Source organism: Actinopolyspora alba (assembly GCF_900112765.1).
GTDB lineage: Bacteria > Actinomycetota > Actinomycetes > Mycobacteriales > Pseudonocardiaceae > Actinopolyspora > Actinopolyspora alba.
The window spans coordinates 53,187-67,462 of sequence record NZ_FOMZ01000007.1; the positions used below are offsets into that span (position 1 = coordinate 53,187).

A 14,276-nucleotide genomic window follows, 5' to 3' on the forward strand; every position below is an offset into this window, starting at 1 on the left:
GGGATATGAGCGAACACAGCAGCGGACAGCACGACGAGGAACACACCTCCGGCGAGCGAGCGGTCGGGAACGAGGGCGCCAACCCGACGGACGCCGAACTCGCGGAGATGAGCAGGGACGAGAAGGTCCGGCTCGGACTGGCCCAGGACGACGTCGAGCTCGTCGAGTACCCGGACCCGTGGCCGGTCAAGGGGACCCGCGCCGAGCGGCGCGCCGAGCGCGCGGTGGCGGCCTGGTTCTCCCTGGCCGGACTGTCGGCACTGGCCTTCATCGGCGTGTTCATCTTCTGGCCGTGGCGCTACGTCAATCCGCTGGTCGACGAGCGGGGACACTTCCTGTACTCGCTGTACAACCCGTTGATCGGTTTCTTCCTCGGGTTGTCGATCCTGGCGGTGGGTATCGGCGCCATCCTGTACTCCAAGAAGTTCATGCCGCACGAGACGGCTGTGCAGCAGCGACACGACGGGCACGGTTCCTCCGAACTGGACCGGCAGACCACCGTCGCGGAGCTCGCGGACGCGGGAAACCGCAGCACCATCGCACGTCGTTCCATGATCAAGCGGACCGCTGGTTTCGGCGCGGGGGCCTTCGGGCTGGGAACCGGGGTGCTCGTGCTCGGCGGCATGGTCAAGAATCCCTGGGCGGAGACCGGTGCGGACTCGCTGCAACACACCGGCTGGTTGCAGACCAACGGCGAGAAGGTCTACCTGCGGCGCAACACCGGCGATCCGCACGACATCTCGCTGGTGCGACCGCAGGACCTCTCGCCGGGCGGTTTCGAGACGGTCTTTCCGTTCCGCGAGTCCGAACGGCACAATGAGGAAGCGCTGTTGCACGCGTTGCGTCGTTCCGACAATCCGACCATGTTGATCCGGTTGCGGCCGGGTGACTCACCGGTGGAGCGCAAGGGCCAGGAAGACTTCAACTACGGCGACTACTACGCCTACTCGAAGATCTGTACCCACCTGGGCTGCCCCACCTCGTTGTACGAGGCGCAGACCGGCCGGTTGCTCTGCCCCTGCCACCAGTCGCAGTTCGACGTGGCCAACAGCTACGCCAAGCCTGTTTTCGGGCCGGCGACACGGGCGCTGCCGCAGCTGCCGATCACCGTGGACGAGGAAGGGTACTTCGTGGCGCGAAGCGACTTCATCGAGCCGATCGGCCCGGCTTACTGGGAGCGGAATTCATGAGTTCGATCACTACCCCGACCAAGTCGGAAGGTGCGTTGCAGCGTGCCGCCGGTCAGCAGGCCGACGAGGTCGACAAACGGTTCCAGGTAGCGCCGGGCCTTCGTCGGCAGATCAACAAGGTCTTCCCGACGCACTGGTCGTTCCTGCTCGGCGAGGTGGCGCTCTACACCTTCGTCCTGCTGCTGCTGACCGGTACCTACCTGGCGTTCTTCTTCGACCCGTCGATGGCCGAGGTGCAGTACCAGGGGGCCTACACCAACCTGCGCGGCATCGAGATGTCCCGCGCGTTCGCCAGCGCACTGGACATCTCCTTCGAGGTGCGTGGCGGGATGTTCGCCAGGCAGGTGCACCACTGGGCAGCGCTGCTGTTCATGGCCTCGATCGTGGCCCACATGCTGCGGATCTTCTTCACCGGCGCTTTCCGGCGTCCCAGGGAGACCAACTGGATGATCGGCATCCTGCTGTTCATCCTCGGCATGTTCGAGGGCTTCACCGGCTACTCGCTGCCGGACGACCTGCTGTCCGGCACCGGTGTGCGGATCGCCTCGGGGATCACCATGTCCATCCCCGTCGTCGGTACCTGGATCCACTGGATCCTGTTCGGCGGGGAGTTCCCCGGTACCGAGCTGATCCCGCGCTTCTACATGATGCACATCTTCCTGCTGCCCGGGATCATCCTCGGGTTGATCGCGGTGCACCTGGCGCTGGTCTGGTACCAGAAGCACACCCAGTTCCCCGGCGTGCGCCGCAAGGAGACCAACGTCGTCGGCGTGCGGATCCTGCCGGTGTTCGCGACCAAGGCGGGCAGCTTCTTCGCCGTCGTCACCGGTGTGACCGCCATCATGGGCGGCGTTTTCCAGATCAACCCGATCTGGCACCTGGGTCCGTACAACGCCTCGCAGGTCTCGGCGGCTTCGCAGCCCGACTGGTACATGATCTGGACCGACGGTTCCAGTCGACTGTGGCCGGCCTGGGAGGTCTACCTGTGGGGCGAGTACACGATCCCCGCGGTGTTCTTCCCGACTGTGCTGTTCATGGGGATGATATTCACCGTGGCGCTCGCCTACCCGCTCATCGAGCGCAAGCTCAGCGGGGACGAGGCGCACCACAACCTGTTGCAGCGTCCGCGTGACGTTCCGGTGCGCACCAGCCTGGGCATGATGGCGCTGACGTTCTTCTCGGTCCTGATGATCTCGGGTGCCAACGACATCATCGCGTTCATGTTCGACATCTCGTTGAACGCGATGACCTGGATCGGCAGGATCGGGCTGTTGGTCGCTCCACCCATCGCCTACTTCATCACCTACCGCATCTGTATCGGGCTGCAGAAGTCCGACCGCCAGGTGCTGGAGCACGGCATCGAGACCGGCATCATCAAGCGGCTGCCGCACGGTGAGTTCGTCGAGGTGCACCAGCCGCTCGGTCCGGTGGACGACCACGGCCACCCGGAGGAGCTGGAGTACCAGGGTGCGCCGGTGCCGAAGAAGATGAACAAGCTCGGTGCCGCGGGCAAGCCCGTCGAGGGCGGTTGGCTCAAGCCGGACCCCTCGGTCGAGACCGCCGCGCTGGAGCACGCTCGGGCCAAGGAGCACGCGGTCACCTCGGAGGAGGAGTCCGTGGAGTCCGTGGAGTCGGAGGAATCCGAGCGGGGCGAGCTCGTCGGTGGCAAGGCTCGCGAACCGGAGGAGTGAGCTCGCGGCGTTGAATCCGTGAGTACCCGTCCCGGGGGTGGTTCCCGCACCCCCGGGACGTTTCTCGTCCGGACCCTCTTGTCCGAACCCGCCGCCGTGCGGCGTGCCCGAGTCGTGCCGTGGCACTACCGTGGGAATCATGACGACGATCACTTCGGGCAGGGTTCGTTCCTTCCTCGACGAAGGGGGACGTACCGGCAAGGTCGGTTACCTGGGTGCCGACGGCAGGCCGCTGGTGGTGCCGGTGTGGTTCGCCGTGGACGGCGACCGGATCGTGTTCAACACCGCCGCCGACAGTGCCAAGGGGACGGCCATAGCGCGGGATCCGCGGCTGACGATGTGCGTCGACGAGCAGAGCGGCCGTACCTTCGTGCAGGTTCAGGGCACCGCCGAGACCACGGCGGAACACGGTGAGGTACTCCGGGTCGCCACCGCGGTCGCCGCCCGTTACGTGGCCGAGGGCAAAGTGGAGCGAGTGGCGGGCAAGATCGCGGGGCCCGGCCAGCTGGCGGTGTCCCTGCGTCCGACGCGAGTGGTCACCAGCGGTGATCTGTCCGAACAGGACTCCTGAGTTCGGGTCAGTCCGCACCTTCGTAGGGGGTACGTGCACCCGCTGCCGCTTTCGCCCACTCACGCCAGCTTCCCGCGGCACCGGCGGGTTCGGCCCAGGGGATCTCGCAGCGCACCATGCGGGAGTCCTCGGCGGTGAGCCAGCGGTACACCGCCCCCAGCTCGTCCACCGGGGCGTCGCGCAGCGGGCCCGGCCCCGGCAACACGGTCTGCGCCGCGGCCTGGAGCCGGTCCACGACCGGCATGGGTGCGGTCCCGCGCGGAGCCGTTCCGGCCGAGGCCAGCCTGCCGTGCCGCACCACCGCGAACAGCCAGCCACCGGAGCCGTCCGGCCGTGCCGCCACGAGTTCCGGTATCGCCGCCAGCGCGGCCAGCCGCTGCCCGCGGTCCAGGGTCCGGACGAGCTCGACCAACCTGTCCCGATGCGTCGCCGCGTCCTCGAAGCGCTGTGCCGCGGCGAGTTCCCCGATCGTCGCCCGCAGCCGTCGCAGCGCGGAGTCGCCGCTGCCGGACAGCACCTCCCGTACCGGCACCACGTGTGCTTCGTACTCGGCCACCCCCTCGTGGCCGACGCACGGTGCCCCGCAGCGCCCCATCTCGTAGGCGGCGCAGGGGTGCTGTCGGGAACCCGACACCGGAATGCGGTCGGTGCAGCCGCGCAACCGTGTGGCGTCCTGCAGCGCCTCCACCGCGTTCCTGGCCGTGTTCCTGCCGCGGAACGGACCCAGTGCGGCGGGCCTCGGTTTTCGGGTGATGGTCAGCCGGGGGAACACCTCGTCGGTCAGCGAGACCCACCAGACCGCTCGTGGGAACTTGGACCGCCGGTTGTAGCGCGGCTGATGCGCTTCCAGCAGCCGCAGCTCCCGAACCTCGGCTTCCAGCGCGTGCGCGCACTCCACGTGTTCGACCCGGTGTGCCAGCGCGACCATTTCGCGGATCCGAGCGCGTCGTTCTCCCGCCGTGAAGTACTGGCGCACCCGTCTGCGCAGGTTCGTGGCGGTGCCGATGTAGAGCACCTCCTCGTTCGGGCCGCGGAAGAGGTAAACGCCGGGTGTGTCCGGCAGCCCCTCGGCCAGCGTGCGGTTGCGCCGTTGCGGCGGGGTCACTTCCGGCAGGTAGTCGAGCAGGTCCTCGAGGGAGTACACGTGGTGTGTGCCGACCCGCTCCAGCAGGGCGTGCAACACGTCCACGGTGGCCCGTGCGTCGTCCAGTGCGCGGTGTCGCGGCGCGGTTCGCGCGCCGAGCACGCGGGCGAGCGTCGCGAGCTTGTGATTCGGTGTCTCCTCGCGGGAGAGCATCCGACGGGACAACCGGACCGTGCACACCACCGGTGGTTTGGGCCAGTGCAGTTCAGCGCGTTCGCACGCGGCCCGGAGGAATCCGGTGTCGAAGCTCGCGTTGTGTGCCACCAGTGTGCTTCCCGCGCAGAACTCCAGAAAGGAGGGAAGCACCGAGGTGACAGCGGGTGCGTCGGCGACCATCTCGTCGGTGATGCCGGTGATGGACACGATGCCGGGCGGGATCGGCCGCCCGGGATTGACCAGGGTGGAGAACTCGCCGACGGTTTCCCCACCACGTACCTTGACCGCCGCGATCTCGGTGATCTGGTCCGAGGAACCGCGACCGCCCGTGGTCTCCAGGTCCAGTACCACGAAACTGACGTCCCGCAGCGGCTGTCCCAGCTCGTCGAAGGACAGCTGCGGGTCCTGCGGCAACCGGCTCATCGACTACGACGGTATGCCCTCCAGTGCGGGAGCCGGTGGGCAGGCCGTTCCCGGAGTTCGAGGACCGGCGTGGTTTTCCGGGCCCGGAAGTGGTGGAGCGTTGTGGCCGCGTTCCGTTCCCGCCGAGTGGGGAATCCGGAGTGCGTGCCGAGAACCTCGGCAGCAGCGCAACACGACACGGGAAACCGCCGGATGCGGGCATCCACACGGGCAGCACTTAGCCTGGAAGAGTGATACCGCCGACATCGGGCGACAACGTCGACCCCCAAGCAGCCAACGAGGGTCCCGAGACGGCGAGTGACCTCACCGTGAGTCACGAGGAGCCGTCCGTCGACTGGGACGAACTCCCCGGGCCGTTGCGGGGCCGGATAGCCGAGCTGGCCGCTGCCGCACTGGGTGGCATGCGCCCCGGTGACGTTCCGATGCGGTTGCGTCCCGTCATGCGGTTCGCCGCCGCGAAGCGCGCCAAACTCGGACAGTCGGATCTGCTGGTGGCGATGCGGGACTCGTCGGTGTTCCGCGCGGCGGTAGTGGACTGGTGCCGCAGGAAACAGCCGGCGGCGCTGCTGCAGCAGCAGGCGGACCCGCTGGGGGCGGCCACGGCGGCCGTACTGCTCAACAGCGTCACCGCTGCTCACTACGTCGAGCTCATCGGTCACCGCGTGGAGCACGGGAAGCTGCGCGAGCGGCACGACGCCGCGGTGTCGCGTGCGGAGAGACTCGAGACCGACAACGAGCGGCTGCGCGGTGAGCTCGACGAGGCCAACCGGCTCGCGCGCTCGGCCGAACAGCACAACAGCTCCGATGCCGACCGGCTGCGCAACCGACTGCGCCAGCAGGGCGTTCGGCTGAAGGAGCAGAAGGACGAGGTGGCGCGGCTCACCGCCGAACTGGAGCGGGTGGTCGAGGAGAAGGACCGCGAACTGGCCGACCTCGCCGCGGAGCGGGACCGGGACCGGGCCAGGGCGGCCGACGAGCGTGCCAGGGCCGAGCGTTTCGACCGCGAGGCCGCGACCGCGCAGCAGTCCGCCCGTGAGGCCAGGCGAGGGGACGAGGTCAGGTTGGCGTTGTTGCTGGACACGTTGGAGGGATCGATCGCCGGTCTGCGGCGTGAGCTCGGCCCCACCAGACGAGGACAAGCCGGTGGCGGCCCCCTGCCCGCGGAAACCGTGGGTGGGGTTCGGGCCCACACCGCCGTCACGGCGGACGTGCCGGATGCCACCGCGCTGGACCGGTTGCTGGCGCTGCCCGCGGTGCACCTCGTCGTGGACGGTTACAACGTCACCAAGACCGGTTATCCGGACATCCCGCTGGCCGAGCAGCGTGACCGGTTGGCGCACCAGCTGGCCGTGCTGGCGGCCAGATCGGGCGCCGAGGTGACCGTCGTCTTCGACGGTGCCAACGTCGTCTCGGTCCCCAGGACGGGGCCGCGCGGGGTGCGGGTGCTGTTCAGCGAGCCCGAGGTCCAGGCCGATGACGTGATTCGCGATCTGGTCGACGCCGAACCCGCCGGACGGCAGATCGTGGTGGCCACCTCCGATCGTGAAGTGGTCACCTCGGTGCGTAGGAGGGGAGCTTACGCCGTGGCGTCCGCCACGCTCCTGGAGCGCGTCAATCCACTCTGACCTCGCACGATGGTGATTCCTCTTACCGGAGCGGTCAGCCGGATGGTGAGTGGGTGCCGCTGGCATCGGCGGCGCGGCGATTTCGCGAGAAATTGACGCCGCCCGGAAGTTCAGTGGCGCAAAATCTCACTCGGTCAGATGAATCGATCACATTCTGTCGTATTACGCCCCCCGCTCTGGACTGTGCGGGCGACCTCTCGTAACCTAACCGAGACTTCGCGGCGATCAGTTGCCCAAACCGGGCGGCTCCGCGGAGTTGTCGCCTGATCGGCTCGTCGGGGGAGCCGGCCCGGGAACCCTCCCGGACGCGCCGTCGGCTCGAACGGCCCGCACCGTGGTGGTGCGCCGGCACGTCGTTCTCGCGTGCCCGCCGTCGCCGATGGATTCCAGCGTCCGCCGTGGAAGTGTTCTCCCGGAAGGCGACCGAGTGGACGAAGGAGCAATGCGCGACGTGGCCTCGCACGCACTCAAACGCTCGATGCGGGGAGCACTGACGGCCACGGCGGTTGCCACCGCCGTCACCGTGAGCTCCGCACCCGCCATGGCGGACCCCGAACTTCCCGAAAACAGTTCCGAGGCGCTCCAGCAGCTGCAGGACCTCTCCCACAAGGCGGAGAAGCTCACCGAGAAGTACAAGCGGGCCAAGGACGACCACGAGGCTCGCCTGGCCGATCTGGAGAAGGCCGAGAAAAAGGCCGCCGAAGCGAAGAAGACCCTCCAGCAGGCCCACGCCAAGGAGGAGCGCTTCCGCGGCAAGGTGGACGAACTGACCAAGTCCGTCTACCAGGGCTCCAGGATGAACCAGATCTCCGCGCTGCTGTCGAGCGAGTCGCCGGACGCCTTCCTCGACCGGGCGTCCATCCTGGATGAACTCGCCCGCGACAAGCAGAACGCGGTCTCGGAGCTCTCCGAGGCCACCCAGCGGGCCGAGGCCGCCAAGAAGCGTGCCCAGCAGGCCAAGGACCAAGCGGCCAAGGCCGAGGCCGAGGCGAAGAAGCTCCAGGACGAGATCGCCGAGAAGAAGGCGGCGATGGAGGATCGGATCGCCGAGGTCGAGGAGCAGCTCGAATCGCTGACCGCCGAGGAGGAGCAGGCCTACACCGGTGGCGGGCAGACGAACTACGAGTACGCGGGTGGTGCCGGTTCGGCCTCGGGTGCCGTGCAGGCGGCACTGGGCAAGCAGGGATCGCCCTACGTGTACGGGGCCGAGGGACCCAGTCAGTTCGACTGCTCGGGCCTGATGTACTGGGCCTACGCCCAGGCAGGGGTGGATCTGCCGCGTTCCAGCAGCGCCCAGGCGCAGGTGGGGCAGCCGATCTCCGCCTCACAGCTGCGGCCGGGCGATCTCATCTTCTACTACAGCCCGGTCAGCCACGTCTCCATGTACGTGGGCAACGGAAAGGCCGTGCACGCGCCCACCAGCGGCCAGGTGGTCAAGGTGGTTCCCTACGGCGACATCGCCCCGATCAACCGGATGCGTCGCGTGGTGGGCTGATCCGAGGCGCGTTCACCCGGAAGCCGCCCCTTCGGCGACGGACGAAGCCGGGCGGGTACGGACGAAGCGGGGCGGGGCACCGATGATGTGCCCCGCCCCGCTTTTTCGTTCGAACGAGCGACCCGTCAACCCGGTCGGAGAACTTCAATCAGGAGTAGATGGCGGCTATCTCCGACGCGTAGTTCTCGGCGACCTTGTTGCGCTTGACCTTCAAGCTCGGGGTCATCTCTCCCCGGTCCTCGGCGAAGTCCCTCGGCAGGATCCGGAACTGCTTGATCCGCTCCGCCTTGGAAACCGCCTGGTTGGCCTCGTCGACAGCCCGCTGTACCTCGGCACGCATCTCGGGGTCCTCGGCGAGATCGCTCGCCGGGGTGTCCGTGGGACGCCCCCGCTCGGCCAGCCAGGAGGGCAGGAACTCCGGATCCAGCGTCACCAGCACACCGATGAACGGTTTCTGGTCACCCACCACCATGCACTGACTGATCAGCGGGTGGGCGCGGATGTGGTCCTCCAGCACGGCCGGTGCCACGTTCTTGCCGCCCGCGGTGACGATGATCTCCTTCTTGCGGCCGGTGATGCGCAGGAACCCGTCCTTGTCCAGCGAGCCGAGATCCCCGGTGTGGAACCAGCCGTCCTCGAGGGAGTTCTCGGTGGCCGCCTCGTTGTTCCAGTAGCGCCGGAAGACCACGTCGCCCTTGACCAGCACCTCACCGTCCTCGGCGATGCGGATCGTGGTTCCGGCGATGGGCTTGCCGACCGTGCCGATCCGGTAGTCCTCCTCCACGTTGACCGCCGCCGCCGCGGTGGTCTCGGTCAGGCCGTAGCCCTCCAGGATCGGGACTCCCACACCGAAGTAGAAGTGAGTCAGCCGCTCGCCGAGCGGGGCACCTCCCGAGACCGCGGCGACGCAGCGGCCTCCCAGCGAGGCACGCAGCTTGCTGTAGACCAGCTTGTCGAACACGAAGTGCTTGGCCCGCAGCGCCAGCCCCGGGCCTCCGCTGGATTCGGCCTTGGCGCGACTGTAGGCCACCGCGGTGGCCTCGGCAGCGTCGAAGATCTTGCCCTTGCCCTCGCTGTGCGCCTTCTGCTTGGCAGTGTTGTAGACCTTCTCGAAGACCCGCGGCACCGCCAGCACGAAGGTCGGCCGGAACGAGCCCAGGTCGTTGACCAGATCCTTCACGTCGCTGGTGTGCCCCAGGGTCAGCCGGGCGTAGACGCTGGATATGGAGATCGCCCTGGCGAGCACGTGCGCCATCGGCAGGAACATCAACATCGAGTTCCCGGGCCGCATCAGCTGCGGGAACGCGTCGAGGTCCCCGCGGACCTCGGCGAGCATGTTGCGGTGCGTCAGCACGCAGCCCTTCGGCCTGCCGGTCGTGCCCGAGGTGTAGATCAGGGTGGCGGTGTCCTCGGCGCCGACGGAGCGCCTGCGCTCGTGGACTCGTTCGTCCTCGATCTCCGCGCCGGAGGAGGTGAGCTCGGCCACCGCCGTGGAGCGGTCCTCCTCGACCGGCCCGTCGATCTGCCAGACGTGTTCCACACCCGTGACGTTGCCGATGATCGTGTTCACCTCGGCGCGGTGCTCGGGCGTCTCAACGATCAGGGCGCGAGCCTCGGAATCGCTCAGTATCCACTCGATCTGGTCCGCCGAGGAGGTCTCGTAGATGGGCACGGTCACACAACCGGCCGACCAGATCGCGAAGTCGAACAGGGTCCATTCGTACCGCGTTCGTGACATCAAGCCCACTCGGTCGCCCTGTCGCAGACCCGCCGCGATGAGCCCCTTGGACACCGCGAGCACCTGCGCGGCGAACTCGGCCGTGGTCACATCCACCCAGGTGCCGTCCACCCTGCGACGGAAGCCGACCGCGTCGCCGAATCGCTCGGCGTTGGCCCACACCATGTCGGTGAGGTTCTCCTCGGCGGCCACCGTGACAGTGGCGGGGGCGCTGAACTCTCGCACGTTACATCCTCCGAAAGCACGCCAAATTGTGATGGACAACCTAACCCCGAGCGCTACTGGGCGGTAGCCCCCCGTGCCCTCGACATTGTGCCGGGAGGCCGGAATGTGTCGTATCCCGCATTGTTGCCGCAAGCGTCGCGCCGCGCGCGTCCGGTTCGTCCCGGGTTGGTTCGTTCGAGCACACCTCGGGCGGTTAGGTTGGTCGGGTAGCGGACTCAGCGGCGAACGGAGACAACTTGCGGGTGCATGTGGTCTCGGATGTGCACGGAAACGTCGAGGACCTCAAACGGGCCGGAGAGGGTGCCGACGCGCTGATCGTACTCGGTGACCTGATCGATTTCGTGGACTATCTCGACCATGACAAGGGCATACTCGGTGCCGTGTTCGGGCGGGAGAAGGTCGGGCACTTCGCGTGGTTGCGTCGGAACAACCGGGGACCGGAGATCGGTGCTTATCTGCGCTCGCTGTGGGAGAGCCTTTCCGAACCGGCCACCGTGGTGCGCCAGGCGGTCCGCCAGCAGTACGCCGAGCTGTTCGCCGCGATGACGGCTCCGACCTACGCCACGGCGGGAAACGTGGACGATCCGACCCTCTGGCCCGAGTTCACCGGGGACGGCGTCCGGGCGTTCGACGGTGAGAGCGTCGAGATCGGCGGGTTGCGGTTCGGATTCGCGGGTGGTGCCCTGCTGCCACCGGGCGGCACGCTGCGGCGCGATCTGCCGTGGGTGCCGAACCTGCGTACCGAGGCGGAGTTCGACGAGGTGCTGGACCGGATGGGTCCGGTCGACGTGCTCTGCACCCACGTGCCGCCACGGATCCCCGAACTGGTTTACGACGTGGTGGCGCGCAGACCGGAGCACGGCTCCTCCGGCGCGTTGCGGCGGATCCGCCACGACCGGCCCCGCTGGTCGCTGTTCGGTCACGTGCACCAGCCACTGGCCACGCGCACGCGTGTCGGCCCCACCGAGTGCGTCAACGTGGGGCACTTCAAGCAGCGGGGACAGCCCTATGTGCTGCGGTGGTGAACCTTTCACCTCTCCCGCCAGTGCCGGTGCCCGCACGGCCGACATGTAATCTGCGCGGCATGGTCGACCAGTCCACCCAGTCCATCGTGATCGAGGCCCCGGCCACTGAGATCATGGCCGTGATCGCCGACTTCGGCGCCTACCCCGAGTGGGCGGAGGCGGTCAAGGAGACAGAGGTGCTCTCACGGACGGACGAGGGGGTCGCCGAGCGGGTTCGCTTCGTACTGGACGCCGGTGTGGTCAAGGACACCTACAAGCTCGCCTACCAGTGGAGTGCCGACGGCCTGTCGGTGAGCTGGGACCTGGTCGAGGGGCAGGTCCAGAAGGCGCAGCGCGGTAGTTACACGCTGCGGCCGCTGGAGCCGGCAAGCACCGAGGTGACCTACAGTCTCGCGGTGGACCTGTCCATCCCCATGATCGGGATGTTCAAGCGCAAGGCGGAAAAAATGATCATGGATACAGCGCTGAAGGAGCTCAAGCGTCGGGTGGAGTCCGTCGAATAGTTTCCCGCCGGCGCGTGCCGCACGCCCGAGCTCGGTTGGCGAGGCCCTGAGTTGCGAATTCTGATGTTCACCGGAAAGGGTGGGGTCGGCAAGACCACGCTCGCGGCGGCCACCGCCGCGCGTGCCGCCGCGCACGGACGCGAGGTTCTGGTGATCTCGACGGATCCCGCCCATTCGCTCGCCGACTGTCTGGACACGGAACTCGACGACGCACCTCGGCCACTGCGGCTGTCGGACGACTCCGAGTCCGACCCGGTCCGGCTGCACGCCGCCGAGATACGAACTCGCGGACTGCTCGACCGAGCCTGGTCCGAGCTGCGGGAACATCTGCACACCGTGCTCGCCGGCGCGGGTGTTTCCGAAGTCGACGCCGCCGAACTCACCAGGCTGCCCGCGGTGGAGGACCTGCTCGCGCTCACCGAGGTGCGGCGCATGGCCACCGACGGCCCGTGGGACACCGTCGTCGTGGACTGCGGCCCCACCGCGGACACCCTGCGCCTGTTGACCATGCCGGAAGCGCTGTCCGGGTATCTGGAGCGGTTGTTCCCCACCCACCGTCGGGTCGTGCGCGGCATGCTCGCGGGGATGGCGGGCAGTGATCTCACCGAGCGCTGGGACGCCGCCGCCGAGGCCCTCGGTGGACTCGCCGAGCGGTTGAACTCGCTGGCCGAACTGCTCGTCTCCCCGGCGACCAGTGTCCGGTTGGTCGCGACACCGGAATCGTTGGTGGCGGCCGAGACCCGTCGTATCCTCACCTCGCTCGCACTGCAGCAGATTCACGTCGACGGTGTGCTCGCCAACCGCGTGGCGCCGGATCCCGGCTCCGCCCGTGGCGCGGCGGCGGCGTGGCTGCGCACCCGCGCCGGGCAGCAGCGTGAGGTGCTGCGTGAGCTGGCACAACTGGGGCTGCCGCTGCACACCGTCGAGCACCGCGCGGTGGAGCCCCGCGGGGGCGATTCACTGCTGCGCCTGGGTGACGAGATCTACGGCGAAACCGACCCGACGTCGGGAGCCGAGCGCACCCCGGTGATCGAGCTCGACGGGAGCGGAAGCGACTCGGAAGCTCGCTACGACCTGCGTATCGCCATGCCCCTGCGCGGAGAGGCGGAGCTCGACCTCGCCCGGATCGGCGACGAACTGGCCGTGACCGTGGACGGACACCGAAGGCTGATCACGCTGCCCTCGGTGTTGCGGCGCTGCGTGGCGGTGGAGGCGGACGCGGGCGACGACGGTGTGACCGTGACCTTTCGGCCAGACCCGGCGCAATGGATGCGGTGATCGGTTTTGCACGAGGAACACACCGGTTCACGGACCGAGGGCGAGCACGAGCGGCTCGCCGAGGAGTTGCGTTCGTTGCTGCCCGCCCTCGCGGCGCGGGCGGAGGAACTCCTGCTGACGCTTTCCCGCGTCGAGCACCCGACCCGGCCCGCCGGTGGTGAGTTCGCCACGGATGAGTCCGCTTTCGACCAGTCCGCAGCCGGTGATTCCGCAGCCGGTGATTCCGCAGCCGGTGACTCCGCGCGAGGGACGGTGGGCTGTCCGTTCTGCACCCTCACGGCGGTGCTGCGCGAGGCGAACGCGAAACGTCCGGCGGGTGGGCTGCACGAGTGGCTCCTCCTGCTGTTGACCTCGTTGCGTCAAGCGTTCACCGCCCCCGGCCGGGAAACCGGCTCGAACGAGGGGACCGCCCCGAGCCGGGAAACCGGCGCGACCGACGCGGTGCACCGGCACGGAACGGGCGAGGCCGCCGAACGGCCGACGGACGAGCCGCGGGTTCGACCGATCACCGTCAACCGCGTGCGTGGCGACGTACTCGGCGGGAAGTCCGCCCGTGGCCGGGACTCGGCGAGCTAGGGGGCGGTGTCCTCCGGTCAACCGCTCCGGACGGCCGTACCGGCGACGAGCGAACCGCCCCCCCAGCGGTCGTGGGGCCGAACGGGGAAACCTCGGTCAGACCTGCGCCCCGTCGTCCCAGCCGGAGTCCTCGTCGTCCGGGGAGCCCTGCCGCAGCCGCAGCAGCAACCAGCCGATGCCGCAGCTGATCGCGATCAGTCCGACCGGCAGCGTCAGCGGTCCCAGCGAGCTCGCCGCGAAGGGCACGAACAGCGTCAGCAGACCCAGCACGATGAGCACGACACCGCCCACGGTGCTCGCTCCGGGTTTGGGCAGCGGAGGTGGTTCCGGAGGCTCGTAGTGCCCCTCGTCCTCCTCCGCCTCAGTGGGAGCCCAGTCGCGGGGACCACTGTCCGCGTCGGCTTCGGAGGGTGGTTCGGTACTCGGATCCCCCGTGGTCGCGGTGCCCCCTGAAGTCGTCGGGGAGGCGGTTCCGGACTCGCCGGGCCACTGCGGCAGTGAGGAATCGCGCTCCAACTCGGCCACGATTTCCGCGAAAGCCTTGTCGATGTCTTCGGGGCCGTCTGCGTTCTCATGGCGCGTGTTCATACGCATTCCCTGACGCGCTGGCGGTGGATGGTGGACTCGTCGGCGATC

12 protein-coding genes are annotated in these 14,276 nt (G+C 68.3%); 9 read left to right on the forward strand and 3 right to left on the reverse strand.

Annotation, left to right across the window (positions count from 1 at the left end; genetic code table 11):
- The first annotated feature begins 5 nt into the window (after nt 1-5).
- From qcrA to BM150_RS11700, 3 genes are all read left to right on the forward strand, one after another.
- The gene (gene qcrA / locus BM150_RS11690; protein ID WP_092927057.1) at nt 6-1,190 is read left to right on the forward strand and encodes a cytochrome bc1 complex Rieske iron-sulfur subunit; all 1,185 of its coding nucleotides are present in this window, start codon (nt 6-8) and stop codon (nt 1,188-1,190) included.
- On the forward strand, nt 1,187-2,881 hold the full coding sequence (gene qcrB / locus BM150_RS11695; protein ID WP_092927059.1) for a cytochrome bc1 complex cytochrome b subunit: 1,695 nt from the start codon (nt 1,187-1,189) through the stop codon (nt 2,879-2,881). The genes qcrA and qcrB overlap by 4 nt, the downstream gene beginning before the upstream one ends.
- Before the next feature lie 139 nt (nt 2,882-3,020).
- Nucleotides 3,021-3,452, forward strand: coding sequence for a PPOX class F420-dependent oxidoreductase (locus BM150_RS11700; protein ID WP_092927061.1), 432 nt, complete (start codon nt 3,021-3,023; stop codon nt 3,450-3,452).
- Nucleotides 3,453-3,459: 7 nt separating this feature from the next.
- On the opposite strand, the gene BM150_RS11705 is transcribed toward BM150_RS11700, so the two are convergent.
- Nucleotides 3,460-5,175 carry a DEDD exonuclease domain-containing protein gene (locus tag BM150_RS11705; protein ID WP_092927063.1) on the reverse strand — a complete coding sequence of 572 codons (1,716 nt, stop codon included), beginning with the start codon at nt 5,173-5,175 and terminating at the stop codon, nt 3,460-3,462.
- 230 nt (nt 5,176-5,405) lie between these two features.
- On the opposite strand from BM150_RS11705, the gene BM150_RS11710 reads away from it, so the two are divergent.
- Together BM150_RS11710 and BM150_RS11715 are read left to right on the forward strand one after the other, a co-directional pair.
- Nucleotides 5,406-6,800: an NYN domain-containing protein gene (locus tag BM150_RS11710; RefSeq protein ID WP_175496790.1), complete on the forward strand. Its 1,395-nt coding sequence runs from the start codon at nt 5,406-5,408 to the stop codon at nt 6,798-6,800.
- Nucleotides 6,801-7,227: 427 nt separating this feature from the next.
- Entirely contained in the window at nt 7,228-8,295 is a 1,068-nt protein-coding gene (locus tag BM150_RS11715; protein WP_245755442.1) for a C40 family peptidase, read from the forward strand.
- Nucleotides 8,296-8,443: 148 nt separating this feature from the next.
- Here the strand turns inward: BM150_RS11715 and BM150_RS11720 are convergent, their stop codons facing one another.
- Complete coding sequence (locus tag BM150_RS11720) at nt 8,444-10,258, reverse strand: AMP-dependent synthetase/ligase (protein WP_092927067.1); 1,815 nt, start codon at nt 10,256-10,258, stop codon at nt 8,444-8,446.
- A 236-nt stretch (nt 10,259-10,494) separates the two neighbouring features.
- Between BM150_RS11720 and BM150_RS11725 the strand changes: the two genes are divergently transcribed.
- The 4 genes from BM150_RS11725 to BM150_RS11740 are packed head-to-tail and all read left to right on the forward strand — an operon-like array spanning nt 10,495 to nt 13,640.
- Nucleotides 10,495-11,283 carry a metallophosphoesterase family protein gene (locus BM150_RS11725; RefSeq protein ID WP_175496791.1) on the forward strand — a complete coding sequence of 263 codons (789 nt, stop codon included), beginning with the start codon at nt 10,495-10,497 and terminating at the stop codon, nt 11,281-11,283.
- Nucleotides 11,284-11,342: 59 nt separating this feature from the next.
- Complete coding sequence (locus BM150_RS11730) at nt 11,343-11,786, forward strand: SRPBCC family protein (RefSeq protein ID WP_092927071.1); 444 nt, start codon at nt 11,343-11,345, stop codon at nt 11,784-11,786.
- A gap of 51 nt (nt 11,787-11,837) precedes the next feature.
- Entirely contained in the window at nt 11,838-13,064 is a 1,227-nt protein-coding gene (locus BM150_RS11735; protein WP_092927073.1) for an ArsA family ATPase, read from the forward strand.
- Between the two features lie 6 nt (nt 13,065-13,070).
- Nucleotides 13,071-13,640, forward strand: a complete 570-nt coding sequence (locus BM150_RS11740) for a hypothetical protein (protein ID WP_092927075.1) — start codon at nt 13,071-13,073, stop codon at nt 13,638-13,640.
- Nucleotides 13,641-13,736: 96 nt separating this feature from the next.
- Here the strand turns inward: BM150_RS11740 and BM150_RS11745 are convergent, their stop codons facing one another.
- Nucleotides 13,737-14,228 carry a DUF308 domain-containing protein gene (locus tag BM150_RS11745; protein ID WP_092927077.1) on the reverse strand — a complete coding sequence of 164 codons (492 nt, stop codon included), beginning with the start codon at nt 14,226-14,228 and terminating at the stop codon, nt 13,737-13,739.
- Nucleotides 14,229-14,276: the final 48 nt, after the last annotated feature.